This window comes from Mycobacteriales bacterium, assembly GCA_035504215.1.
Classification (GTDB): domain Bacteria; phylum Actinomycetota; class Actinomycetes; order JAFAQI01; family JAFAQI01; genus DATAUK01.
Window position 1 is genome coordinate 1 of the sequence record DATJSI010000099.1, and the last position, 24222, is coordinate 24222.

A 24222-nucleotide genomic window follows, 5' to 3' on the forward strand; every position below is an offset into this window, starting at 1 on the left:
CGCTCGGGCTGAACCGCAAGGACGGATCGGGCGCGCTGATCGCGGCCGGTCCGGCACTACCTGGTGTGCTCGGCACGGTCGCCGAGGTCGTCTCCGTCGCGCCCGGCCACGAGACCGCCGTCGCGGCCGCGTTGGGAGCCGCCGCCGACGCCGTCGCGGTGCGCAGCCTCGCCGACGCCGCTGCCGCGATCGCGATGCTCAAGCGCGACGACGCCGGCCGGGTCGGCCTGCTGGTCGGCGGGGCACCGATGCCCGCCGTAACCCGCCAGGACCTGCCCGCCGGTACGACGTACGCCATCGACGTCGTGTCCGCGCCGGAGCTGCTTCGGCCGGCCTTGCAGCGGTTGCTCGCCGACACCGTGCTCGTCGGCGACCTGGCCGGTGCCCGCTCGCTGGTCGAGCGCGCGCCGCAACTGCGGGCGGTCACCCCGGACGGTGACGTCGTCGGCCTCGGCTGGTCGGCCGGCGGATCGATGACCGCTCCCTCACTGCTCGAGGTCCGCGCCGCGCACGCGGAGGCCGAGCGCGAGCTCGCGACGCTGACCCACCGCGGCGAGCGGCTGCGCTTCGCGCTGTCCGCCGCGGGCGAGCAGGCCGCTCGCGCGCAGGACGAGGCCGAGGCCGCCCTCGCGGAGCTGCACGAGTCCGATGCCCGGCTCGCGTCCGTGGCCGAACGGCTCGGCCAGCTCGGCGCCGCATCGCGGGCCGCCGCCGCGGAGACCGAGCGGTTCGCCACCGCGATCGACGAGGCGTCGCTCGCTCGCGATCGCGACCTGCAGGGGCTGGCGGCCCTCGAGGCCCGGTTGGCGGCGGCGGAGGCGGCATCCGACGACGACGACGAGCCGGACCGGGGGGACCGTGATCGCCTCGACCGGCTGGTCGCCGACGCGCGGGCCGGCGAGGTCGAGGCGAGGCTCGCGGTACGCACCGGCGAGGAGCGGGCGCATGCGCTGTCCGCTCGGATCGAGCAGATCGAGCAGGCCGAGGCGGCCGAGCGAGCGGCCCGCGAGCGGGCCGCGGCGCTCGTTCGCCGGCGCGAGCGCGAGTCGGCGGTCGCAGCCGCGATCGGGACGGTGACGGCGTACGCGCTGGTCGCGATCGAGCGCTCGCTCGACGCGGCCGCGGCCGAGCGGAGCGCCACCGACCAGGCCCGCACGGCAACCGAGGGCGACCTGCTGGCCGTCCGGGGCACGGCGCGAGAGCTGGCGGCCGAGCTCGAAACGCTGACCGGTGCGGTGCACCGCGACGAGGTCGCGCGGGCCGAGCAGCGGTTGCGGATCGAGACCCTCGAGGCCAAGGTCGCCGAGGACTTCGCGATCACCCCGCAGACGCTGCTGTCGGAGTACGGACCCGAGGTGCTCGTGCCGCCCGCTCCGGACGCGCCGGAGGGCACCGAGGCCACGGCGTACGACCGCGCGGTTCAAGAGAAGCGCTGGCGATCCGCCGAACGTGCGCTCACCCTGCTCGGCAAGGTCAACCCGCTCGCCCTGGAGGAGTTCGCGGCGCTGGAGGAGCGGCACAAGTTCCTCTCCGAGCAGCTCGAGGACCTGAAGGCGTCGCGGCGTGACCTGCTCGTCGTCATCAAGGAGGTCGACGACCGGGTCGAGCAGATCTTCCGCTCGGCCTACGAGGACGTCGCGCGGGAGTTCGAGACCGTGTTCGGCGTGCTGTTCCCGGGCGGGTCCGGACGCCTGGTCCTCACCGACCCCGACGACTGGCTGACCACCGGCGTGGACGTCGAGGCCCGGCCGCCCGGCAAGAAGGTCAAGCGGCTGTCGCTGCTGTCCGGTGGCGAGCGGTCGCTGACCGCGATCGCCCTGCTGGTGGCGATCTTCCGGGCGCGGCCTTCGCCGTTCTACGTCCTGGACGAGGTCGAAGCGGCGCTGGACGACCGGAACCTGTCCCGGCTCGTCGACCTGCTGGCGGAGCTGCAGTCGACGTCGCAGCTCATCGTCATCACGCACCAGAAGCGGACGATGGAGGTCGCCGACACGCTGTACGGCGTCTCCATGCGCGGCGACGGCATCACCGAGGTCATCAGCCAGCGGCTGCGTGAACCGGAGCCCGAACCGGTCTGACAGGATTTGCCGTCGTGGCAATCGTGATCGTCGTCATCGTCGTGGCCGTGCTCGTCGTGGCCGGACTCGCCGCGTTCCTCCTGGCTCCGTCGCGCCGCGCGCGGCCGCCGATCGTCGAGGTGCCACCTGCCCCGCCGGCGAAGCCGGCGATCAAGCCGGAGGTCGAGCCGGCGGTCAAGCCGGAGGGTGCCGAGCCGGAGGCCGCCGCGCCGGTCATCGAGCGACCACCGCCCTCCGCTGGACGGCTGGTCCGGCTTCGGGACCGGCTGTCGGGCTCGCGGTCCACGCTGGGTCGCGGGCTGCTCGCGCTGCTGTCCAAGGACACGATCGACGACCAGACCTGGGAAGAGCTCGAAGAGGTGCTGCTCACCTCCGATGTCGGGGTGGCCGCGTCCACCGCGCTGGTCGACCGGTTGCGCGAGCGGGTGCGGGTTCTCGGCACTCGAGACCCCGAGCAGGTGCGCGAGCTGCTGCGGGCGGAGCTGCTCGAGACGCTGCACCCCGACGCCGACCGCAGCTTGCACACGGCGCCGCACGACGGTCATCCCGCGGTCGTCCTCGTGGTCGGGGTGAACGGCACCGGCAAGACGACGACCTGCGGAAAGCTCGCGCGGGTCCTGGTGGGCGACGGTCGTACCGTGCTGCTCGGGGCCGCGGACACCTTCCGCGCTGCGGCGGTCGAGCAGCTGGCGACGTGGGCCGAGCGGGTCGGAGCCACCGTGGTGCGCGGTGCGGAGGGTTCCGATCCGGCGAGCGTCGCCTTCGACGCAGTGGCGACCGGCCGGCGCGACGGCGTCGACACGGTGGTCATCGACACGGCCGGCCGGCTGCACACCAAGACTCCGCTGATGGACGAGCTGGCAAAGGTGAAGCGGGTGGTCGAGCGGGACGCGCCGGTGGACGAGGTGTTGCTCGTGCTCGACGCGACGACCGGCCAGAACGGGCTCATCCAAGCCCGCATCTTCGGCTCCGCAGTCGACGTCACCGGCGTCGTCCTCACCAAGCTGGACGGCAGCGCGAAGGGAGGCATCGTGCTTGCCGTGCAGCAGGAGCTCGGCGTACCGGTCAAGCTGGTCGGCCTGGGTGAGGGCCCCGACGACCTGGCTCCGTTCGAGCCCGAGGTGTTCGTGGCCGCGCTGCTGGGGGCTTAACCACGGCGAAACACCATGGCAACGCGGCCCGGCTTGCATGAGCGACGTGCACGGCAGCGCGGCAGTGCAGTTGCGGGCCACCCGAGACGCCGTCCTCGGCCGGCCAGAGCTCACCGGCGGTGAGCTTCGCGCCGAGCTGACCCGCGCGACCGATCGCTGGTTGGCAGAACGGCTGGGGGCCGCCCCCGGGGTCGCGCTGGTCGCGGTCGGCGGCTACGGCCGCGCCGAGCCGGCCGCGGGCAGCGACCTCGACCTGCTGCTCGTGCACCGTGCAGGCACGGATGCCGCCGGAGTCGCTGACGCGCTGTGGTACCCGATCTGGGACGCCGGTGTCGGACTGGATCACGCGGTCCGGACCGTCGACCAGGCGATCGAGGTGGCCCGGCACGATCTCAGGGCCGCGCTCGGGCTGCTGGACAGCCGGCCGGTCGCCGGCGACGCAGCGCTGTTCTCGGAGCTGCACACCCGTGCGTACGGCGAGTGGCGTCGCGATGCGCGCCGCCGGGTTCCTGAACTGATCGCGGCGGTTCGTTCGCGCACCGAGCGCTTCGGCGAGCTCGCGTTCCTGCTCGAGCCCGACCTGAAGGAGGCGCGCGGTGGCCTGCGCGACATCCACGCCGTGCACGCGTTGGCTGCCGCCTGGCTGGTCGACCCACCCTCGCCGGCCGTGGTAGCGGCGTACGAGTGGCTGCTGGACGTCCGCGGCGAGTTGCATCGGCGCAACCCCCGCTCCGATCGCCTGGTGCAGCAGGAGCACGACCCGGTTGCCGCGGCGCTCGGGCTGGCGGACGGTGACGAGCTGATCCGATCCGTGTCGTCGGCGGCGCGGCGGATCGCGTTCGCCGCCGACGAGGCGATCCGTCGGACGGAGGCGGCCCGGCCGGCGAGCCGCCCGTGGAACCGGCGGCGCGCCCAGCAGCGGCGCCCGCTCGCCGACGGTGTGGTCGCGCAGGACGGTTGGGTACAGCTCTCGCGAGACGCCGATCCCGGCTCGGACCCCGGCCTGGTCTGGCGGGTGGCGGCGGCCGCCGCCGAGTCCGGCCTGCCGATCGGGGCGCATGCCCTCGCCCGGCTCGAGCGGGAAGCGGCTGCACTGCCCGATCCCTGGCCGGGCGACGCCCGGCAGGCCCTGATCGCGACGCTCGGTGCGGGCCGCCCGGCGATCGGGGTGTTCGAGGCACTCGACCAGGCGGGGCTGCTGGTCCGTGTGCTCCCGGAATGGGCAGCGGTGCGCTGCCGTCCCCAGCACAACCCGGTCCATCGCTACACCGTCGACCGGCACCTGATCGAGACCGCCGCGGAGGCCTCAGCGCTCACGCGGCGGGTCGCCCGGCCGGACCTGCTGCTGCTCGGGGCGTTGCTGCATGACATCGGCAAGGGCTACCCGGGCGACCACACGGATGCCGGCGTCGGCGTCGTCCCCACGATCGCGGCGCGGATCGGCTTCGAGCCGGCCGACATCGCGACGCTCACGCGGCTGGTTCGCCACCACCTCCTGCTGCCCGACACCGCGACCCGCCGCGACCTCACCGACCCGGCGACGATCGAGACCGTGGCGGACGCCGTCGGTGACCGTGCGACGCTCGACCTGCTGCACGCGCTGACCGTCGCCGATGCGGCCGCCACCGGCCCCGCGGCGTGGAGTGAGTGGAAGGCGGGTCTGGTCGACCAGCTGGTCGACCTGGTCCGCGCCGACCTCGCCGGCGAGCCGGCCCCGCCGTTGCCCGCACTCGACGAGTCGCAGCTGGCACTTGCGAGCGAGGGTGAGCTCGCAGTGCAGGTGACGGGTCTGCGGGTGACGGTGGTTGCGCCCGATCACCCGGGGTTGCTGTGGCGATGGTCCGGTGCGTTGGCCCTGCAGCGGCTGGAGATCCGGTCGGCGGTCGCCGCCTCGGCGGGCTCGGCCGTCGGGCCGATGGGCGTCACCGTCTTCGACGTGGCGCCCCGGTTCGGCACGATGCCCGACGTCGCCCTGCTCCGGGCCGCGGTGCGTCGCGCCTACGACGACCCTGCGGCACTCGCCGGACGCCTGACCGATCGCGAGCGCACCTACGCCCCGAGCCGGCGACGGGTCTCGGCGTCGCCGCGCGTGGTGTGGTTCGACGACGCTTCACGGACCGCGACCGTCGTCGAGGTGCGTGCCCACGACGCCGACGGCTTGCTCTACCGGCTGACGAAGGCGCTTGCCGAGGCCGGCTTGGACGTACGCACGGCTCGCATCCACACGATGGGTGCGGAAGCCGTCGACACCTTCTACGTCGTCGACGAGTACGGCGGCCCGGTGGCGGACGACGTGCGTCGCGAGCGGATCGAGTACGCCCTGCTCGCCGCGTGCGAGGCCGCGGCCGGTTAGGGCAGCGCCACGGACAGCTCGCCCGACTCCAGGAGGTCGCTCGCGCAGAGCAGCACGAGCGCGGCGACCGCCTTCGGGTCCGGCTCGGGTCCGACCTCGATCCGCCGATGCCGCACACCCGCGCGCGGCTCGATCGGCTCAACGGTGGCATCGATCTCGATCACGATGCCGCGCCGACGGGCGGCCATGTCCGCCTCGACCGCCGCGCGCAGCGCGGCTCTGTTCTCCGCCGGGCCGACGGCCACGACGACGTCGATCGGCCCGCGCCGCTGCTCGACCTGCGGCACGAACCGCGCCCAGAACTGCGGGTTGGCCGCGTCTTCCGTGATCGCGACGACAGGTGGGTCGGCATTGTCGGCTGCGCGTCCGGGTCCGCGGACCAGCTCCCGGTCCGAGGCGACGAGCGCGACCAGCGCGTGGTTCGCGACGAAGGCATCGACGATCTCGGCCAAACCGAGGCCCGGGCCGGCGACGATCACTGTCTTGCCTGCGAGGTCAGGAACCCGCACCGTCGAAGCACTCGTCACAACGGGATTGTGCGTCGTACGGTTCCGCAATGAGCGACGAGGCGCGCACTGTGCTCGACGGATTCCTGCGTACGGCGGCTCGCCAGCCTGCCGATGTAGCCATCCGCGACCTTCATGGGTTCGGTGTCGCCAACCCGCAGACCCTCACGTGGAGCGAGTACACCGAGGCGGCCGCGCGCGTGGCAGGAGGGCTGGCGGCGCTGGGTGTCGGCCGTGGCGACCGGGTCGTGCTGATGCTGCGCAACCGGGTCGAGTTCCATATCGTCGATCTCGCCGTCGTCGCCCTCGGTGCGACGCCGATCTCGATCTACAACTCGTCGTCGCCGGAGCAGATCGCCTATCTGGTCGGGCACTGCCGAGCGGGCGTTGCCGTCGTCGAGGACGGCACATTCGTCGAACGGATGCTCGCCGCCGCCGGTGACTGTCAAGGCCTGCGTTCGGTCGTCGTCGTCGGAGCGGCGCCGGACGGAACGATCGCGTGGGACGAACTGCGAACCGATGATCCGATCGACCTGCAGGCCGCCGAGCTCGCCCTCGACCCGGCCGACCTGTTGACGGTGATCTACACCTCCGGCACTACCGGGCCACCCAAGGGCGTGATGCTGAACCACCGCAACGTGATCGCGGCCTCGGAGTGTTTCGCCAGCTACAGCCACCGCCGCACGGACGAGGGCAAGCGGCTGGTGTCCTACCTGCCGATGGCGCACATCGCCGAGCGGATGGTGAGTCACTACAACCACATCCTGCGCGGCTCCGAAGTCGTTCCGTGTGCCGACATGACCCAGCTGGCGGCGTACTTGTCGCAGGTCCGCCCGACCGCGTTGTTCGGGCCGCCCCGGGTCTGGGAGAAGCTGGTCGCCGGCATCCAGGCGCAGGTTGAGGCACGAGGGCCCGAAGCAGCGGCCGGCTTCGCCGATGCCATGCGGGTGGGACGGCAGGTCCAGCAGCTGCGCGCGCGAGGCGAGGAGCCGTCCGGCGAGCTCGCCGAGACGTGGGCATTCGTCGACGAGGTCGCCTTCGCGCCGGTGCGCAAGGCGATCGGCCTCGACGAGTGCGAGTACGCCTTCAGCGGTGCGGCTCCCATCCCGCCCGAGGTGATCGACTTCCTGCGCGACATCGGGCTGCCGATGAGCGAGGTCTACGGCATGAGCGAGAACTGCGGCGGCATGACCTGGGAGCCGCACCTGGTGAAGGTCGGACGGGTGGGAACGGCGTATCCCGGCATCGAGGTCGTCACCGCCGACGATGGCGAGGTGCTGTGCCGGGGGCCGATCGTGTTCACCGGTTACCTCGACGACCCGGTTCGTACGGCGGACGCGCTCGATGCCGACGGCTGGCTGCACACCGGCGACATCGGCGAGTTCGACGAGGACGGCTACCTGAAGATCGTCGACCGCAAGAAGGAGCTCATCATCACCGCCGGCGGCAAGAATGTGTCGCCCTCCAACGTCGAGGCGGTGTTGAAGACGGTCCCGCTGGTCGGCCAGGCGATGGCGATCGGTGAGGGTCAGCCCTACCTGGTGGCGTTGCTGACCCTTGACCCCGACGCGGTCGCCGCGCGCTACGCGGGCCGGTCGGTCGATCAGGTGGCCGCCGATCCGGAGGTGGTTGCCGGTATCGCGCGGGACGTCGCGTCCGCGAACGCCCGGCTGTCCAGGGTCGAGCAGCCGCGACGGATCCTCGTCATCGGCGAGGAGTGGCTGCCGGACACGGACGTGCTCACGCCGACCATGAAGCTGAAGCGGCGTGGCGTCCTGCAGCGCTACGGCGATCGAATCGAGGAGCTGTACGCCGGCGGCGGCACGGAGGTCGAGGCCGCGCCCGACGTAGCCTTGGCCTGATGTTCGAGACCCTGTCCGAGCGGCTGGAGGCCGCGTTCGCCGGCCTGCGCGGCAAGGGCCGGCTCTCCGATGCGGACATCGACGCGACGACCCGCGAGATCCGGATCGCGCTGCTCGAGGCCGACGTCGCGCTGCCCGCGGTCCGCGAGTTCATCGCGGCGGTCAAGGAGCGGGCGCACGGGTCGCAGGTCAGCGCAGCCCTCAACCCCGCGCAGCAGGTCATCAAGATCGTCAATGAGGAGCTCGTCGCGATCCTCGGCGGCGAGACCCGGACGCTCACCCTCGCCAAGCATCCGCCGACCGTCGTCCTGCTCGCCGGCCTGCAGGGCACCGGCAAGACCACGCTGGCCGGCAAGCTCGGCCGGTGGCTGAAGACGCAGCGGCACGCGCCGCTGCTCGTGGCCGCCGACCTCCAGCGGCCGAACGCGGTGCAGCAGCTTCAGGTTGTCGGCGGGCAGGCCGGTGTCGACGTCTTCGCCCCGGAGCCCGGCAACGGCGTCGGGGATCCCGTTGCCGTTGCGCGCGACGCGATCGAGCATGCCAAGCGGCTGGGGCATGACGTCGTCGTGGTCGACACCGCAGGGCGGCTGGGCGTCGATGCGGAGATGATGGCCCAGGCGATGGCGATCCGCGACGCGGTCACGCCGGACGAGATCCTCTTCGTCGTCGACGCGATGATCGGCCAGGACGCGGTCAGCACGGCCGAGGCGTTCCGCGACGGGGTCGGCTTCACCGGTGTCGTGCTCACCAAGCTCGACGGTGATGCCCGCGGCGGCGCGGCGCTGTCGGTGGCGAAGGTCACGGGCCGCCCGATCCTGTTCGCGTCGACGGGGGAGAAGCTCGACGACTTCGACGTGTTCCACCCGGAGCGGATGGCGTCACGGATCCTCGGCATGGGCGACGTCCTGACGCTGATCGAGCAGGCCGAGCGCACCTTCGAGGCGGACGAGACCGCCCGGATGGCCGAGCGCATGCTCGGCGGCGGCGGCGACCTCACCCTCGAGGACTTTCTCGAGCAGATGATGATGGTCAAGCGGATGGGCCCGATCGGCAACGTCCTGGGGATGCTGCCGGGCATGGGCCAGATGAAGGACGCGATCTCCCAGATCGACGACCGCGACCTCGACCGGATCGCGGCGATCATCCGCTCGATGACGCCCTCCGAGCGCCAGGACCCGCGGATCCTCAACGGTTCGCGCCGGGTGCGGATCGCGAAGGGCGCCGGCGTCACCGTCACCGACGTCAACCAGCTGGTCAACCGCTTCGGCGAGGCCCGCAAGATGATGCAGCAGATGACCGGTGGGCTCGGGATGCCGGGCATGCGGCGTACGGCGAAGAAGGGCAAGAAGGGCAAGTCCGGCCGGCGGGCCAAGGGCGGCCCGCGCGTGGCGATGCCACCACGTCTGCCGCCGGGAATGTCGCTTCCGCCCGGGTTGGCGCCTGATCTGTCGAATCTGCAGCTTCCCGGCAAGGGCGACCCCGGCGCCCGCTGAGGTGAAGTGCGCGCTGCGCTGCGCCGATGTTGTCCAGGTGGAGTCCGAAACTTGCTATGCGTGCGGTGCCTCGCTGAACGCGTCCGTCGACTGGTGCGGGCAGTGCTACGCACCTCGCGGCCGGGCGGCCAACGTGCCTGCGGCGACGATGACCGCGACCGCCACCGTGACCAGACCGGTGTCCGCCGCGCCCGCACTGCCGCCGCCGGTCGTCCGTACCCGCTGGCGCAAGACGCAGACCACCTTCGGTCCCACCGGGCGGATCATCGCGACCCTGGCCCTGGTCATCCCGTTCATCGTGCTGGTGATCGCCGGGATCCTGACCGGCGGGCTCGAGCTCGGCGGCGCCGCACTCTGGGGGTTCGTGATCATGCCGTGGGGCCTGCGCGACGTCTGGCGGGCCGGCCAGCTCCCGGTGAAGTAGGGCCGGCCGGTAGGCCCGACCCGTAGCGGGCAACCTCTGGCAGAATGGCCGTGAGCACGAACCGGCCTGATCGCACCAGAGGCCGCCACCGGCGCGCCCGCGCGCACCTACCCAGGAGACCTGCACTTCGTGGCAACCAAGATCCGACTCATGCGGCTGGGCAAGATCCGCGCGCCGTACTACCGAATCGTCGTCGCCGACTCGCGGACCAAGCGCGAGGGCCGGGTGATCGAGACGATCGGGAAGTACCACCCGAAGCAGGAGCCCTCGCTGATCGAGCTCGACTCGGAGCGTGCCCGCTACTGGCTGTCGGTCGGTGCGCAGCCCACCGAGCCGGTCGCGGCGATCCTGAAGCTCACCGGCGACTGGCAGGCCCACAAGGGCGAACCGGCGCCGGCCGAGGGTGTCCGCACCGCCGCCCCGCGCGCGGACCGCAAGGCGGCCTTCGAGGCGGCGGCCAAGGAGAGCCTGCCGGCCGACGCCCCCGCGAAGAAGACCGCGGCGAAGAAGACCGCCGCCAAGAAGACCGCGGCGAAGTCGGCCGAGCCCGCAGCGCCGAGTGACGCAGACGCGCCGGCCGAGCCTGCGCCGCCGGCCGAGGCGCAAGCGCCGACTGAGCCCGCCGAAGCCGAGGCGCCGGCCGCACCCGTCGAGGACGAGCCCGCGGCTGAGGAAGCGGCCGCGGTTGAGGAAGCGCCCGCTGCTGAGGCCGCGCCGGCCGCTGAGGCGGCGCCGGACGAGGCCGCTGCGCCAGAAGCCGGCGAGTAGTGCTCGAGGACGCGCTCGAACACCTGGTGCGCGGGATCGTCGACCATCCCGACGACGTGACCGTGGACCTGATCGAGCGCCGGCAGGGGCGAGTGCTCGAGGTGCGGGTCCACCCCGACGACCTCGGGAAGGTGATCGGCCGCACCGGACGCACCGCGAAGGCGCTGCGCACGGTGATGACCGCGCTCGGCGGGCGCGGCGTGCGGGTCGATCTCGTGGACGTCGACCGCGTGCGCTAGCGCAGGGCGGCCCCATGCGGCTCGTGGTCGGGCGCATCGCGAAGGCGCACGGCATCAGCGGGGAGGTCGCGGTGGACGTTCGCACCGACCGCCCCGAGGATCGCTTTGCGGTGGGCGGCGTGATCGAGACCGATCCGGCCGACAAAGGACCGCTGCGGATCGACGCCGCGCGCTGGCACGCCGGCCGGCTGCTGGTGCGCTTCGCCGGGGTCGCCGACCGCACCGCGGCGGACGCGTTGCGCGGGACGATGCTGGTCGCCGACTCCTCGACCAGCCCGGCGCTGGGTGAGGACGAGGAGTACTGGGACCACGACCTGATCGGCCTCGCGGCCGTGTCGGTGGACGGCGCGCCGATCGGCGACGTCACCGACGTCGTTCATCCGCCCGGCGCCGATCTGCTGGTTATCGCCGGGCCTGACGGCGGCGAGGTGCTGGTGCCCTTCGTCGCGGCGATCGTGCCCACCGTCGACGTCCCCTCCGGCCGGCTGGTGGTCGACCCGCCCGAAGGGCTGTTGGACCTGTGATGCGCATCGACCTGGTGACGATCTTCCCCGACTACTTCGCGGCGCTGGACGTGTCCCTTCTCGGCAAGGCGCGTGCGAGCGGCCTGGTCGATGCACGAGTGCACGACCTGCGGGACCACACCGCCGATGTCCACCGCAGTGTCGATGACACGCCGTACGGCGGAGGGCCCGGCATGCTGATGCGCGCGGAGCCGTGGGGCCGCGCGCTCGACGCGATCGCCGCGGACCCGCCGCCAGGGGCAGGCGGACCACCCCTGCTGGTCGTGCCGACACCGTCGGGTCGCCGGTTCACCCAGGCCGATGCTCGCGCCTGGAGCGGGCTGCCCTGGCTGGTGATCGCGTGCGGACGGTACGAAGGCATCGACGCGCGGGTGGTCGAAGATGCCGGGCGTCGGATGCCGGTCGCGGAGGTGTCGATCGGCGACTACGTGCTCGCCGGCGGCGAGGTTGCGGCGTTGGTGATCGTGGAGGCCGTGACCCGCCTGATCCCTGGCTTCATGGGCAACTGCGAGTCCGCGGTCGACGACTCGTTCGCCGAGCACCACGGGCGGCTCGAAGCCCCCGCGTACACCCGGCCGCCGCAATGGCGAGGACTCGGCGTACCGGACGTGCTGCTGTCCGGCGACCACGCGGCGATCGCCCGCTGGCGGGACGAGCAATCCCGAGCGCGCACGCAGGAACGCCGGCCCGATCTGCTGACCTGACGCGATTACCCTCTCGCAGGCCGGTTGTGGCACAGTGGAGGGCACCGCCAGACCGCTGCGTGCCTTCCGGCGCGCCCGCGAACCGAGGAACCGACCACCATGCAGACGCTCGACGCGATCGACGCCGCCTCGCTGCGCAGCGACATCCCAGCGTTCCGGCCGGGCGACACCGTGAAGGTGCACGTCAAGGTCGTCGAGGGCAACCGCACCCGGGTCCAGGTGTTCCAGGGCGTCGTCATCCGCCGCCACGGCGGCGGCGTCCGGGAGACCTTCACGGTCCGCAAGGTGAGCTTCGGCGTGGGGGTCGAGCGCACCTTCCCGGTCCACTCTCCGGTCGTCGACCACCTCGAGGTGGTCACGCGCGGCGACGTCCGCCGCGCGAAGCTGTACTACCTGCGTGACCTTCGCGGGAAGAAGGCGAAGATCAAGGAGAAGCGCGAAGCGGCGCCGAGCCGCTGACCCTCCTGCGCCGTCCGCCACACCGAGGTGACGTGACCACTCCCGCCCGCGATGACGTCGCGAAGGGCATGCCGCTGTGGATGGAGTTCCCCATCCTGGTCGTGGTCGCGCTCGTGCTGGCGCTGATCATCAAGACCTTTCTGGTGCAGGCGTTCTACATCCCCTCCGCGTCGATGGAGAACACGCTGCAGGGTGGCAATCCGTCGGGGGCACCGGGCACCAGCCCGGGCCACCCGTACGACCGGGTGCTGGTCAACAAGCTCGCTTACGACTTCTCCTCGCCGCACCGGGGGGATGTCGTCGTGTTCAAGGGGCCGCCCGGATGGCCGGACGAGTCCGACTTCACGACCCCGACCAACCCGGTCTCCCGCGTGCTGCACGACATCGGCGCGGCGATCGGCCTCGCGCCGTCGACCAGCAGCGACTTCGTGAAGCGCGTCATCGGGGTGGGCGGAGACACGGTTTCGTGCAAGGGCGACGTACTCCGGGTGAACGGGCACGCGCTGACCGAGCCGTTCCTGTATCCGGGCTCGCATCCTTGCTCCGCGGACAACTTCGAGGGCAAGACCGTGCGCGTGCCCAAGGGCGAGCTGTTCGTCATGGGCGACCACCGGGACAACTCGGAGGACTCGCGGGTCAACGGCCCGATCCCGGTCAGCGACGTCATCGGCCGGGCCTTCGTCGTGATCTGGCCGGTGTCGCAATGGCGGACGCTCCCGGTGCCGTCGACCTTCGGCCAGCCCGGACTGGCCACCGCGAGCGGCCACACCGGCTGGTACGTGCTCGGCCTCATCGTGCTCGCGGTGCTGCTGCTGATCGTCGTGATCGCGGTGGTGCGTCGACGCCGCCGTGCGCCTCCGACGTACGCTGCCGGGGATGGCTGAGGCAGCGGCGCGCGTCGACGTCATGGCGCGCAGGACGGTGCGCAAGGACGCCGGGCTCTACGGCTACGAGCGTGCGCTGGCGCGGCAGGGGCTCACCCCGGTGGCCGGCGTCGACGAGGCCGGGCGGGGTGCCTGTGCGGGGCCGCTCGTCGTCGCGGCCGCGGTGCTGCCGCCCGGCAAGCGCGGCGAGGTGCCCGGGCTGGCCGACTCCAAGCTGTTGACGCCGCTGGCCCGCGAGCGGGTCTACGCCCAGGTGGTACGCCGGGCGGCGGCCTGGTCGGTGGTCGTCATCCCGGCTGTCGACGTCGACCGGATCGGGCTGCACGTCGCAAACGTGCAAGGCATGCGCCGCGCGCTGTCCCAGCTCGCCGTGCACCCGGCGTACGTCCTCACCGATGGCTTCCCGGTGCCGGGTCTCGGGGTTCCCGGTCTCGCCGTATGGAAGGGCGATCGGGTGGCGGCCTGCATCGCGGCGGCATCGGTCATCGCAAAGGTCACCCGCGACCGGTTGATGGTGGCGATGCACGACAACTGGCCGGCGTACGACTTTGCCGCGCACAAGGGCTACTGCACACCGGATCACCAAAGCGCGCTCGATGCGCACGGCCCGTGCCCTGAGCACCGGCGAACATACGTGAACGTGCGCGCGGCGCAGGCCGATCATGATCTCGACGATGAATGGGGAGCGATCCCGTGAGTGCCGAGGACCTCGAGAAGTACGAGACCGAGATGGAGCTGCAGCTCTACCGGGAGTATCGCGACGTCGTCCGGCTGTTCAGCTACGTCGTCGAGACCGAACGCCGCTTCTACCTCACCAACGACGTCGAGCTGATCCAGCACAACGAGGGCGGCGAGACCTACTTCGAGGCGGTCATGCAGGATGCCTGGGTCTGGGACATGTACCGGCCGGCCCGGTTCGTGAAGAACGTCCGCGTGCTGACCTTCAAGGACGTCAACGTCGAAGAGCTGCCGAAGTCGGATCTCGAGGTCCCGGAAGAGCACTGAGTCACCTCACGGTGCTCCACAGCCGCCCCTGACAACCGACGAGTCCACAACCTTCTTCGACTGCTGTCGACGGCCGTTCCGCGGCTGCATCGTTGCGGTCGGAGGTGGTCGCGTGCTGGTCAAGGACTCGATCGGGAAGTACGGCGAGGAGCTCGCCACCCGGCATCTGGTCGGTGCGGGAATGCAGGTGCTGGCCCGCAACTGGCGGTGCGCGGCCGGCGAGATCGACATCGTGGCGCGCGACGGCAGCGACCTGGTCGTCGTCGAGGTCAAAACGCGGACGTCTACCGCGTTCGGCACGCCGGCGGAGGCGATCACCCGCCGCAAGGCGGAGAAGCTGCGGGAGCTCGCGCTGCACTGGTTGCGAGCTCATCCGGCTCGCGGCGCGACGTTGCGCTTCGACGTCGTGGGCGTCCTGCTGCCCCGCTCGGGCGCCGCTCGGCTCGAGCACCTCAAGGGCGTGCTTTAGTGCTCGGCCAGACCCGATCGGTCGTGCTCGCCGGTCTCGAGGCGCACCTGGTCACGGTCGAGGCGGACATCGGCACCGGGCTGCCGGCGATGGTCTGGACCGGGCTGCCCGACACGGTGGTGCGGCAGTCCGCGGACCGGGTCCGCTCGGCCGTGGGAAGCGCGGGGGAGAGCTGGCCCACGCACCGGATCACCGTGGGTCTGGCGCCGGCGTCGGTCCGCAAGTCCGGCAGCGGGTTCGACCTCGCGATCGCGGTGGCCGTTCTCGCCGGCGCCGGCGGTCTGGGCGAGACCGATGTGCGCGACCTGGTCGTGATCGGCGAGCTCGGGCTCGACGGGCGCGTGCATCCCGTGACCGGCGTGCTGCCAGCAGTGATCGGCGCGGTGCGGCACGGCTACTCGCGCGTGGTCGTGCCGCGCGCGAACGCGGGCGAGGCCGGTCTCGTGCCGGGAGCCGACGTCGTTGCGGTCGGCTCGCTGGCCGAGCTCTGCGCCCGGCTGCGCGGCGAGCCGGTCGAGGTCGACGAGCCACCCTGCCCGCCGCCGGCCGGCCCGGAGCCGGTGCCGGACCTGCGCGACGTGGTGGGTCAACCCGAGGCACGTCATGCCATGGAGATCGCAGCAGCGGGCGGCCATCACGTGCTGCTGACCGGACCACCGGGCGTCGGAAAGACGATGCTGGCGGAGCGGCTGCCTGGACTGCTTCCCGACCTCGAGGCCGACGAGGCGCTCGAGGTGACCTCGATCCATTCGTTGCTGGGCCGGCTCGCGCCCGGCCGGCCGCTCATCACGCGGCCGCCGTTCTGCGCGCCGCACCACTCGGCCACCATCGCCTCGCTGGTCGGCGGCGGCAGCGGCATCCCGGCGCCGGGCATGATCTCGCTCGCCCACCGCGGCGTGCTGTTCGTCGACGAGGCGACCGAGTTCGACCGGCGGGCGCTCGATGCACTGCGGCAGCCTATCGAGTCGGGGCTCGTGACGATCAGCCGGTCCGGCGGGGTGGCGACGTACCCGACCCGGTTCCAGCTGGTGCTCGCCGCGAATCCCTGCCCGTGCGCCAAGGGCGGACGGTCCACCGACCCGTCGAACTGCGTCTGCACGTCGGTGCAGCTGCGGGCCTACCGCAACCGGCTGTCCGGTCCGCTGCTCGACCGGATCGACCTGCGGGCGCGGCTCGCGCCGATTAGCCGGGCGATCCTCACGGCCGGCGCGACCGGCGAGCCGAGCGAGATCGTCCGCGAACGGGTGCGGGAGGCACGGGACCGCGCCGGGCGCCGCCTGCGGGGGACGCCGTGGTCGACCAACGCCGAGGTGCCCGGTCCCGTCCTGCGGCACCGGTTCCCGGTGCCGGACGAGGCACTGGCCGGTCTCAAGGCCGACGCGGACCGGCGCAAGCTCTCCACCCGCGGGGTCGACCGGGTGCTGAAGGTCGCCTGGACGCTCGCCGACCTCGGCGGGCGCGACCGGCCGAGCCTCGAGGACGTCGACGCCGCGCGTGCCCTGCGCCAGGAGTCCGAACCGGTAGCGCTGGCCCGAACCGCATGAGCGTCGCCGACGAGGAGCGCGTCGCCCGCGCGGAGCTTCTCCGGATCAGCGAGCCGGCGATGGCTGCACTGGTGCGCCACGTGCGGTCCGAGGGTTGTGTGCAGGCGGTGGCGGACATCCGCCGCGGTACGCCGATCCACGGGCTCGATGTGGACGCGATGCAGCTGCGGGTGCTGGATGCCGTCGGCGAACGCGACCTGGCCGCAGCCGCCGAGATCGGCGCTCGGCTGGTCTGCCCGGGCGACGAGGAGTGGCCGGCCGGTCTGGACGACCTCGACCGCCTCGACGCCGGGTCGTTCGGGCTGTGGGTGCGGGGGCGGCGCTCGTTGGGGGCGGTCTGCGAGCGAGCGGTCGCGGTGGTCGGCACCCGGGCCGCCACCGACTACGGCGCGAGCGTTGCTGCCGAGCTGGCGGCCGGCCTGGCCGAGCGGGGGTGGACGGTGGTGTCCGGACTCGCGTTCGGCATCGACGCGGCCGCGCACCGGGGCGCGCTCGCGGCGGGCGGTGCCAGCGTCGCCGTGCTCGCCTGTGGCGTGGACGTCGCCTACCCGAAGGCGCACGAGTCGCTGTATGCGCAGCTGGTCGCCGACGGGCTCGGGGTGAGCGAGCATCCGCCGGGCGCGGCGCCGTACCGCGCCAGGTTCCTCATCCGCAACCGGCTGATCGCCGCGCTGAGCGCCGGGACCGTGGTCGTCGAGGCGGCGCCGCGGAGCGGGGCACGGTCGACCGCGCGGCACGCCGGCGAGCTGTTCCGCCACGTCATGGCCGTGCCCGGCCCGGTCACCTCGACGCTGTCCGCGGGCTGCCATCAGCTGCTTCGAGACCGGCCGGACACGGTCCTGGTGACCAAGGCCGACGAGGTGATCGAGCAGGTCGGAGGGATGGGGGAGTTCGCGGAGCGGGTGAGCGGGCCGGTGCGCCGGCGCGACCTGCTCGGCCCGGCGGTCAGCCGGGTCATGGACGCGGTGCCGGTGCGGCAGCGCGTGGCGGTACGGCGGATCGCGACCACCGCGGGGATGCGCGTCGACGCGGTCGCTGCTGCCCTCGCCGCGCTCGAGACGCACGGGCTGGTCGACCAGGACGAGACCGGCTGGCGCATGACGGCGCTCGGCCGCAGCGAGCGGCGTACCGAGCGCTCGGCCGGCGCCGCGGAGCTGCCGCTGGGTTGGTGGTGAGGGCGGCCGGACCGCGTGGTGGCTTGACCCGACGGCATCGGCATCGCAGCGTGGCAGGGTGGAGCTGCCCCCGGCGTTCGCCGAGGTCTACGAACGGTACGTCGACCATCTGAGCCTCGAGCGCGGCTTGTCCGAGCATTCGGTGCGGGCCTACGCGGGGGATGTCGCGAGCCTGCTCGATCATGCGGATCGGATGCATTGCACCGATTTATCCGATCTTGACGTCCGCGTGCTGCGGTCCTGGCTGGCCCGGCTGCACAGCGCGGGTGCCAGCCGGGCCACGCTGGCCCGCCGCGCCTCGGCGGCGCGCGGCTTTACCGCATGGGCGGGTCGGATCGGGTTGCTGGCGAGCGATCCCGGCGTGCTGCTCGCCTCGCCCAAAGGCCGCCGGCCGCTTCCTGAGGTGCTGCGCATCGACGAGGCGGGCGAGGTCATGCGCGCCGCGGCGGCGGATACCAGCCCGCGCGGGCTGCGCGACGCGGCGGTGGTCGAGCTGCTCTACGCGAGCGGAGCCCGCGTGAGCGAGCTGTGCGGGCTGGACCTCGACGACGTCGACGCCGAACGGCGGACCGTCCGGCTGTTCGGAAAGGGTGCCAAGGAGCGCACAGTTCCGCTCGGTGAGCCGGCCGCACACGCGGTCCGCAGCTGGCTGGCCAGGGGCCGGCCCGCGCTGGTGACCGCGGACAGCGGCCCGGCGCTCCTGCTGGGCTCGCGAGGCGGGCGGCTGGACCCTCGGATGGCCCGGCGGGTGGTCCATGAGCGGCTTCGGGCGGTTCCCGGGATCGCCGATCTGGGCCCGCACGGGCTGCGCCACACGGCGGCAACTCATCTTCTCGAGGGTGGCGCTGACCTAAGGAGCGTCCAGGAGTTGCTCGGCCACGCTACCCTCGCTACAACGCAGATCTATACACATGTGTCCATCGAGCGACTGAGGGCAACGTATGACCGGGCGCACCCCAGAGCGTGATCAGGCGACGCTCGAGCCCGAGGACAAGCCCGACCCCGCGGCCGTCGACGAAGCGATCGCAGAGCTCTGGCGCAAGTACAAGGCCACCGAGGATCCCCAGCTGCGCGAGCGGCTGATCCTGCACTACTCGCCGCTGGTCAAGTACGTCGCCGGCCGGGTCGGTGTCGGCCTGCCGCCGAACATCGAGCAGGCCGACCTGGTCTCGTACGGAATCTTCGGGCTGATCGACGCGATCCAGAAGTTCGACATCGACCGCGCGATCAAGTTCGAGACCTACGCGATCAGCCGGATCAAGGGCGCGATCATCGACGAGCTGCGGGCGATCGACTGGATCCCCCGCTCGGTCCGCTACAAGGCCCGCGAGGTCGAGAAGGCCTACGCCGCACTCGAGTCGCGGCTGCACCGCACGCCGAACGAGGCGGAGGTCGCCGAGGAGCTCGGAATCAAGCTCGAAGACCTGCACGCGATCTTCTCGCAGGTTTCCTTCGTCAACGTGATCGCGCTCGACGAGCTGCTCAACGTCGGCGGCGAGCGCGGCGACAAGCTCTCTCTCGTCGACACTCTCGAGGACACGAAGGCCGAGGACCCCGTCGCGGCGTTCGAGACCGAGGAGACGAAGTACCTGCTCGCCCGCGCGATCAACACGCTGCCGGAGCGGGAGAAGATCGTGGTCACCCTCTACTACTACGAGGGACTCACCCTCGCCGAGATCGGCCAGGTGCTCGGCGTGACCGAGAGCCGGATCTGCCAGATGCACACCAAGGCGGTCCTCCAGCTGCGCGGCAAGCTCGCCGACCAGAAGGATTGATCCGCCGGCTCGGTCCGGACGAGTGGGAGCTGCTCCGCGAGGTCCGGCTGCGATCGCTCTCGGACGCGCCCGACGCGTTCGCCTCCACGTTCGAGCGCGAGGCCGGTTTCGACCCCGCGGTGTGGCGTGAGCGGGTCGCGGCCGCGGCGTGGTTCGTCGGCGACGACGGCGACGCGACGATCGGAATCGTCTCGGGCCGCCGTGACCCGGCCTACCCGGAGCTGCAGCGGCACCTGAACGCGATGTGGGTCGCGGCCTCGGCACGTGGCACCGGCGTCGCCACAGGTCTCGTCGACGCCGTCGTTGCCTGGGCTGCCGCGGACGGAGCGACCGAGCTGACGCTGGGCGTCCTTCGGTCCAACCAGCGCGCGGTGGCGTTCTACCTCAAGTGTGGGTTCGCCGCCCTGGGCGAGCACTTCTTCCTCAACGATGACCCGACCCGCCCGGTCGACATCTACCGGCGCGATCTCACGGTCTGAGCCGGCGCGCCGCCGCTGCGATCAGGACAGGGCCGAGGTCACCAGCTGCACGATCTTCTTCTCGACCGCCGGCGTCCATGCGGTCAGCGCGAACATGATCGGCCACATATCGCCGTCGTCGAGGTTTGCCGAGTCCTGGAAGCCGAGGTTCGAGTACCGCTCGTTGAACTTGCCCGCGTCGCGGAAGTAGATCACCACCTTGCCGTCCTCGTTGGCGTAGGCGGGCATCCCGTACCACGTCTTCGGTGCGAGCTGTGGCGCGTTGGCGGTGATGGTCGCGTGGACGTGTTCGGCGATGACGCGATCTGCGGGCGCCATCTTCGCGATGGCGTCGAGGGTCGCCTGCAGCGCGTCGGCCTGCTTGGCGCCCTTCTTGCCCTCCGCTCGAAGCTCGGCGACCCGTGCCTTCATCGCAGCGCGTTCCTCGGCGCTGAAGCCGGCGGGTCCGGTTTGGGTTGCCTTCGCGGGCATCGCACATCTCCGTTCGTACATTGCTTCGGATCAGTTGGGTCAGTAGACCAAAGGTAGGGACGGTGGCCGGCTCAGCGCTTCTCCGTTCCTGCTCGGCTGCGGTCAGCCGGAAGGCGGGTCGGGAAGCAGGCGGACCTGCTCGAGGCCGAGCAGGGCGAGCGGGTCGAGGTAGGCCGCGCCGCGCAACAGGCCCCAATGCAGGCAGGCGTCGGGCAGGCAGTGCGAGCCGGCCAGCGCGAGCCGGCCAAGCACGGTTCCTGCACGCACCGCATCGCCCCGGTGCACCGCAAGACGCAGCGGCTCGTAGGTCGTCCGCAACGACCCGCTCGTGACGCTGACCACACCCACGCCCGCGATCTGCCAGGCGAAGCTCACCAGGCCGGCCCCGGCAGCGTGCACGGGCTGCCCCGCGCGCCCCGCCAGGTCCACGCCGCGGTTGCCGGCCAGCCAGGGCTCGGCGGGCGGGTCGAAGTCACGCACCACCCGGTCGGGGGCGGGTCGCAGTGGCCAGCGCCAGCCACCGGCGCTCTCGCCCGCCGCTGCGATGGCCGGCCGACGGTCGTCCGGTGCCGCGTCCGCCGCGATGCCGGCCGCACCGGCGATCGCCGCCACCGCGCCGAGCGCCGCCGCCAGCCGCCAGAGTCGAACCACGCGCCGATCCTCCGGGAGTCGCGGTCCGGCGAGGAGCGGCCCAGGTGAGGTTGTGGACGCGGTCGGGCCGCCGCGAGACTGTGAACAAGCGGGACATCTCGGGCGAGCGCGCCAGGCCGGCTCCGACGTAGACTGTCCGCCAGCGGCCCGCGCGAGCGGGTCGACTTCGCACACCGCCAGATCGCCAGAGGGTCGCACCCGACGGCGAGGCGCGCCGATCGGTCCCTTCGGGGTCCGGCGCGCCGGCGGAGTCAGGCGCAGCGGCCGACCGGCCGGTGCGGGACAACCGGAGCGCGCCGCAGGCGCGCGAGAGGAGCACGACCATGGCCGTCGTCACGATGCGCCAGCTGCTCGAGAGCGGGGTCCACTTCGGGCATCAGACCCGCCGGTGGAACCCGAAGATGAAGCGCTTCATCTTCACCGAGCGCAACGGCATCTACATCATCGATCTCCAGCAGTCGCTCACCTACATCGACCGCGCCTACGACTTCGTCAAGGAGACCGTCGCCCACGGCGGCAGCATCCTGTTCGTCGGCACCAAGAAGCAGGCGCAGGACGCGATCGCCGAGCAGGCGACCCGGGTCGGCATGCCGTTCGTCAACCAGCGCTGGCTGGGCGGGATGCTCACCAACTTCTCGACCGTGCACAAGCGGCTGCAGCGGCTCAAGGAGCTCGAGGTGATCGAGTCGACCGGCGGCTCCACGGTCACCACGAAGAAGGAAGCCCTGATGATCTCCCGCGAGCGCGACAAGCTCGCCCGCACCCTCGGCGGGATCCGGGACATGAACCGGCTGCCGAGCGCGGTCTGGGTGGTCGACACCAACAAGGAGCACATCGCGGTCGCCGAGGCGCGCAAGCTGCGGATCCCAGTGGTCGCGATTCTCGACAGCAACTGCGACCCTGATCTGGTCGACTACCCGATCCCGGGCAACGACGACGCGATTCGATCGGTCGCCACGCTGACCCGCGTCGTCGCGGACGCGGTCGCGGACGGTCTGATCGCCCGCTCGGCGGCCGCTGCCGTCGACGAGAAGCCCGAGCCCGGTGCCCTCGGCGCCGACGAGCCTCTGGCGGACTGGGAGCGCGAGCTGCTCCAGGGCGAGAAGGTGCTGGCCGCCGACACCGAGGTTGCGATCGACCTGACGCCTGCCGAAGCCCCGCAGTCCCCGGCTGCGCCCGAGGCCTGAGCCACGCAACGACGTACGACGAGAAAGAGAGCTGGGAACGATGACGGTCAGCGCTGCTGACGTGAAGAAGCTCCGCGACCTGACCGGTGCGGGGATGATGGACTGCAAGCGCGCGCTCGAAGAGGCCGACGGCGACACCGACAAGGCGATCGAGATCCTTCGCGTGAAGCAGGGCGCGAAGGTCGCGAAGCGCGGCTCCGAGCGCCAGGCCAGCAACGGCTTGGTGGCCGCCGCGGACGGCGCGATGATCGCGCTCGCCAGCGAGACCGACTTCGTGGCCAAGAACGAGGAGTTCCAGACCCTGGCCGCGGACATCGTTGCGATCGCGGCCCAGACCAAGTCGGGCGACCTCGACACCCTGGGCGAGGCGACGCTCGCCGACGGGCGTACGGTCGCGGTCGCGATCGAGCAGACCGCGGCCGCGATCGGGGAGAAGATCGAGCTCGGCCAGGCGGTCTACTTCGACGGCCGGACGACCTCCTACCTGCACCGGCGCGCGACCGACCTGCCGCCGCAGATCGGTGTGCTGGTGCAGTTCGACGGCGAGGACGCCGAGACCGCACGCGGCATCGCGATGCAGGTTGCGACGTACAACCCGCCGTACCTCAGCGTCGACGACGTCCCCCAGGACGTTCTCGACAACGAGCGGCGGATCGCGGAAGCGACCGCCCGCGAGGAGGGCAAGCCCGAGCAGGCGCTGCCGAAGATCATCGAGGGGCGCGTGAACGGCTTCCTCAAGGACACCGTTCTGCTGGAGCAGGCCTACGTCCGGGACAACAAGAAGACCGTCAAGGCGGTGCTGAACGAGGCCGGCGTCACGCTGACCAAGTTTGTCCGCTTCGCGGTTGGCGGATAGAACGCTCTTATGGAGTACTCGCCGCCTCAGTGGAACCGCGTCCTGCTCAAGCTCGGCGGGGAGATGTTCGGCGGCGGCCAGGTCGGCATCGATCCCGACGTCGTGCAGGACGTCGCCGCCCAGATCGCCGATGTGGTGGCCTCCGGCGTGCAGGTCGCGGTCGTCATCGGCGGTGGCAACTTCTTCCGGGGCCAGCAGCTGTCCGAGCGTGGGATGGACCGTGGCCGTGCGGACTACATGGGCATGCTCGGCACGGTCATGAACTGCCTCGCGCTTCAGGACTTCCTCGAGAAGGCCGGCGTCGAGACCCGGGTCCAGACCGCGATCACGATGGGTCAGGTCGCCGAGCCCTACATCCCGCGTCGTGCGATCCGGCACCTGGAGAAGGGGCGCGTCGTCATCTTCGGCGCCGGTCTCGGCGCGCCGTTCTTCTCCACGGACACGTGCGGGGCGCAGCGCGCTCTGGAGATCGGCGCGAAGGTGCTGCTGCTCGCGAAGGCGGTCGACGGCGTGTACGACGCCGACCCGCGCGTGCAGCCCGATGCCACGCGCTACGAGTGGATCAGCTACGCCGACGTCGTCGCCAAAGGCCTCAAGGTCGCGGACGCGACCGCGTTCACCCTCTGCATGGACAACGAGCTTCCGATCGTGGTCTTCGACCTGCTCGCGCATGGCAATATCGGGCGAGCGGTGCGTGGTGAGAGCATCGGCACGCTGGTGAGCAGCACCGCTCGAGGCGGGGACGGAGAAGGCGCGTGATCGACGAGACACTGTTCGAGGCCGAGGAGAAGATGGACAAGGCGGTCGGCGTTCTTCATGACGACCTCGCCTCCATTCGGACCGGCCGAGCAACGCCGCAGATGTTCTCGAAGATCGTGGTGGACTACTACGGCACTCCGACCCCGGTGATCCAGCTCGCGACGCTCACCGTTCCCGAGCCCCGGATGGCGGTGCTGTCGCCGTACGACAAGAACTCGATGGCCGCCGTCGAGCGGGCGATCCGGGACAGCGACCTCGGCGTCAACCCCACGAGCGACGGCAGCATCATCCGCGTCGTGTTCCCGCAGCTCACGGAGGAGCGCCGCCGCGACCTCATCAAGGTCGCCAAGGCCAAGGCCGAGGACGCCAAGCCGGCCAAGGTGGGGAAGGTCGAGTCGAAGGGGGT

Annotated in this window: 25 protein-coding genes and 2 pseudogenes; 24 read left to right on the forward strand and 3 right to left on the reverse strand. The window is 71.7% G+C overall.

What is annotated here, in order from left to right; translation table 11 throughout:
* The 3 genes and pseudogenes from VME70_12290 to VME70_12300 form a co-directional block, all read left to right on the forward strand.
* Window positions 1-2078 (forward strand): AAA family ATPase (locus tag VME70_12290; protein ID HTW20977.1); only part of this gene is annotated, 2078 nt, incomplete at its 5' end.
* Window positions 2079-2194: 116 nt separating this feature from the next.
* Window positions 2195-3229, forward strand: a pseudogene (ftsY, locus tag VME70_12295) (signal recognition particle-docking protein FtsY).
* 37 nt (window positions 3230-3266) lie between these two features.
* Window positions 3267-5582, forward strand: a complete 2316-nt coding sequence (locus VME70_12300; protein ID HTW20978.1) for a [protein-PII] uridylyltransferase — start codon at window positions 3267-3269, stop codon at window positions 5580-5582.
* Here VME70_12300 and VME70_12305 read toward each other — a convergent pair.
* A complete protein-coding gene (locus tag VME70_12305) occupies window positions 5579-6109 on the reverse strand; it encodes a hypothetical protein (GenBank protein ID HTW20979.1) in 531 nt (176 codons plus the stop codon). The two genes, VME70_12300 and VME70_12305, sit on opposite strands and share 4 nt — an antisense overlap.
* A 29-nt stretch (window positions 6110-6138) precedes the next feature.
* Here VME70_12305 and VME70_12310 point away from each other — a divergent pair, with 29 nt between their 5' ends.
* From VME70_12310 to VME70_12390, 17 genes and pseudogenes are all read left to right on the forward strand, one after another.
* Entirely contained in the window at window positions 6139-7950 is a 1812-nt protein-coding gene (locus tag VME70_12310; GenBank protein ID HTW20980.1) for an AMP-dependent synthetase/ligase, read from the forward strand.
* Complete coding sequence (ffh, locus tag VME70_12315; protein HTW20981.1) at window positions 7950-9443, forward strand: signal recognition particle protein; 1494 nt, start codon at window positions 7950-7952, stop codon at window positions 9441-9443. The genes VME70_12310 and ffh overlap by 1 nt, the downstream gene beginning before the upstream one ends.
* A gap of 37 nt (window positions 9444-9480) precedes the next feature.
* Window positions 9481-9867 (forward strand): hypothetical protein, encoded by a 387-nt coding sequence (locus VME70_12320; protein HTW20982.1) that lies wholly within the window; start codon window positions 9481-9483, stop codon window positions 9865-9867.
* 129 nt (window positions 9868-9996) lie between these two features.
* Window positions 9997-10449: pseudogene (gene rpsP, locus VME70_12325) on the forward strand (30S ribosomal protein S16).
* Window positions 10450-10634: 185 nt separating this feature from the next.
* A complete protein-coding gene (locus VME70_12330; protein ID HTW20983.1) occupies window positions 10635-10874 on the forward strand; it encodes an RNA-binding protein in 240 nt (79 codons plus the stop codon).
* Between the two features lie 14 nt (window positions 10875-10888).
* A complete protein-coding gene (gene rimM, locus VME70_12335) occupies window positions 10889-11398 on the forward strand; it encodes a ribosome maturation factor RimM (GenBank protein HTW20984.1) in 510 nt (169 codons plus the stop codon).
* Window positions 11398-12102, forward strand: a complete 705-nt coding sequence (gene trmD / locus VME70_12340; protein HTW20985.1) for a tRNA (guanosine(37)-N1)-methyltransferase TrmD — start codon at window positions 11398-11400, stop codon at window positions 12100-12102. Before rimM ends, trmD begins: the two co-directional genes overlap by 1 nt.
* Before the next feature lie 99 nt (window positions 12103-12201).
* Window positions 12202-12561 (forward strand): 50S ribosomal protein L19, encoded by a 360-nt coding sequence (gene rplS / locus VME70_12345; protein HTW20986.1) that lies wholly within the window; start codon window positions 12202-12204, stop codon window positions 12559-12561.
* 32 nt (window positions 12562-12593) lie between these two features.
* Window positions 12594-13445 (forward strand): signal peptidase I, encoded by an 852-nt coding sequence (gene lepB / locus VME70_12350; protein ID HTW20987.1) that lies wholly within the window; start codon window positions 12594-12596, stop codon window positions 13443-13445.
* Window positions 13438-14142: a ribonuclease HII gene (locus tag VME70_12355; protein ID HTW20988.1), complete on the forward strand. Its 705-nt coding sequence runs from the start codon at window positions 13438-13440 to the stop codon at window positions 14140-14142. Before lepB ends, VME70_12355 begins: the two co-directional genes overlap by 8 nt.
* Window positions 14139-14450, forward strand: coding sequence for a DUF2469 domain-containing protein (locus tag VME70_12360; GenBank protein HTW20989.1), 312 nt, complete (start codon window positions 14139-14141; stop codon window positions 14448-14450). The genes VME70_12355 and VME70_12360 overlap by 4 nt, the downstream gene beginning before the upstream one ends.
* 112 nt (window positions 14451-14562) lie before the next feature.
* Window positions 14563-14919 (forward strand): YraN family protein, encoded by a 357-nt coding sequence (locus tag VME70_12365; protein HTW20990.1) that lies wholly within the window; start codon window positions 14563-14565, stop codon window positions 14917-14919.
* Complete coding sequence (locus VME70_12370; protein HTW20991.1) at window positions 14919-16463, forward strand: YifB family Mg chelatase-like AAA ATPase; 1545 nt, start codon at window positions 14919-14921, stop codon at window positions 16461-16463. Before VME70_12365 ends, VME70_12370 begins: the two co-directional genes overlap by 1 nt.
* Entirely contained in the window at window positions 16460-17638 is a 1179-nt protein-coding gene (gene dprA, locus VME70_12375; GenBank protein ID HTW20992.1) for a DNA-processing protein DprA, read from the forward strand. The genes VME70_12370 and dprA overlap by 4 nt, the downstream gene beginning before the upstream one ends.
* A gap of 64 nt (window positions 17639-17702) precedes the next feature.
* On the forward strand, window positions 17703-18605 hold the full coding sequence (locus VME70_12380; protein HTW20993.1) for a tyrosine recombinase XerC: 903 nt from the start codon (window positions 17703-17705) through the stop codon (window positions 18603-18605).
* Window positions 18580-19413 carry an RNA polymerase sigma factor WhiG gene (whiG, locus tag VME70_12385; protein ID HTW20994.1) on the forward strand — a complete coding sequence of 278 codons (834 nt, stop codon included), beginning with the start codon at window positions 18580-18582 and terminating at the stop codon, window positions 19411-19413. The genes VME70_12380 and whiG overlap by 26 nt, the downstream gene beginning before the upstream one ends.
* Window positions 19410-19892, forward strand: a complete 483-nt coding sequence (locus VME70_12390) for a GNAT family N-acetyltransferase (protein ID HTW20995.1) — start codon at window positions 19410-19412, stop codon at window positions 19890-19892. The genes whiG and VME70_12390 overlap by 4 nt, the downstream gene beginning before the upstream one ends.
* Window positions 19893-19913: 21 nt before the next feature.
* Here the strand turns inward: VME70_12390 and VME70_12395 are convergent, their stop codons facing one another.
* Window positions 19914-20363: a hypothetical protein gene (locus VME70_12395; GenBank protein HTW20996.1), complete on the reverse strand. Its 450-nt coding sequence runs from the start codon at window positions 20361-20363 to the stop codon at window positions 19914-19916.
* 102 nt (window positions 20364-20465) lie between these two features.
* Complete coding sequence (locus VME70_12400; protein ID HTW20997.1) at window positions 20466-21014, reverse strand: M23 family metallopeptidase; 549 nt, start codon at window positions 21012-21014, stop codon at window positions 20466-20468.
* A gap of 323 nt (window positions 21015-21337) precedes the next feature.
* On the opposite strand from VME70_12400, the gene rpsB reads away from it, so the two are divergent.
* The 4 genes from rpsB to VME70_12420 all read left to right on the forward strand — a co-directional run.
* On the forward strand, window positions 21338-22201 hold the full coding sequence (gene rpsB, locus VME70_12405) for a 30S ribosomal protein S2 (protein HTW20998.1): 864 nt from the start codon (window positions 21338-21340) through the stop codon (window positions 22199-22201).
* Between the two features lie 40 nt (window positions 22202-22241).
* Window positions 22242-23057, forward strand: a complete 816-nt coding sequence (tsf, locus tag VME70_12410) for a translation elongation factor Ts (GenBank protein HTW20999.1) — start codon at window positions 22242-22244, stop codon at window positions 23055-23057.
* Window positions 23058-23066: 9 nt separating this feature from the next.
* Window positions 23067-23816: a UMP kinase gene (gene pyrH / locus VME70_12415; GenBank protein HTW21000.1), complete on the forward strand. Its 750-nt coding sequence runs from the start codon at window positions 23067-23069 to the stop codon at window positions 23814-23816.
* A partial coding sequence (locus tag VME70_12420) for a ribosome-recycling factor (GenBank protein HTW21001.1) occupies window positions 23813-24222 on the forward strand: 410 nt, incomplete at its 3' end. The genes pyrH and VME70_12420, both read left to right, overlap by 4 nt.

Bases quoted from the DNA above. Each gene is read 5' to 3' on its own strand.
- VME70_12300 (HTW20978.1), top strand. From the start codon at position 3,267: ATGAGCGACGTGCACGGCAGCGCGGCAGTGCAGTTGCGGGCCACCCGA.
- VME70_12310 (HTW20980.1), top strand. From the start codon at position 6,139: ATGAGCGACGAGGCGCGCACTGTGCTCGACGGATTCCTGCGTACGGCG.
- ffh (HTW20981.1), top strand. From the start codon at position 7,950: ATGTTCGAGACCCTGTCCGAGCGGCTGGAGGCCGCGTTCGCCGGCCTG.
- rimM (HTW20984.1), top strand. From the start codon at position 10,889: ATGCGGCTCGTGGTCGGGCGCATCGCGAAGGCGCACGGCATCAGCGGG.
- trmD (HTW20985.1), top strand. From the start codon at position 11,398: ATGCGCATCGACCTGGTGACGATCTTCCCCGACTACTTCGCGGCGCTG.
- rplS (HTW20986.1), top strand. From the start codon at position 12,202: ATGCAGACGCTCGACGCGATCGACGCCGCCTCGCTGCGCAGCGACATC.
- VME70_12355 (HTW20988.1), top strand. From the start codon at position 13,438: ATGGCTGAGGCAGCGGCGCGCGTCGACGTCATGGCGCGCAGGACGGTG.
- dprA (HTW20992.1), top strand. From the start codon at position 16,460: ATGAGCGTCGCCGACGAGGAGCGCGTCGCCCGCGCGGAGCTTCTCCGG.
- whiG (HTW20994.1), top strand. From the start codon at position 18,580: ATGACCGGGCGCACCCCAGAGCGTGATCAGGCGACGCTCGAGCCCGAG.
- VME70_12395 (HTW20996.1), bottom strand. From the start codon at position 20,363: ATGCCCGCGAAGGCAACCCAAACCGGACCCGCCGGCTTCAGCGCCGAG.
- rpsB (HTW20998.1), top strand. From the start codon at position 21,338: ATGGCCGTCGTCACGATGCGCCAGCTGCTCGAGAGCGGGGTCCACTTC.
- tsf (HTW20999.1), top strand. From the start codon at position 22,242: ATGACGGTCAGCGCTGCTGACGTGAAGAAGCTCCGCGACCTGACCGGT.
- pyrH (HTW21000.1), top strand. From the start codon at position 23,067: ATGGAGTACTCGCCGCCTCAGTGGAACCGCGTCCTGCTCAAGCTCGGC.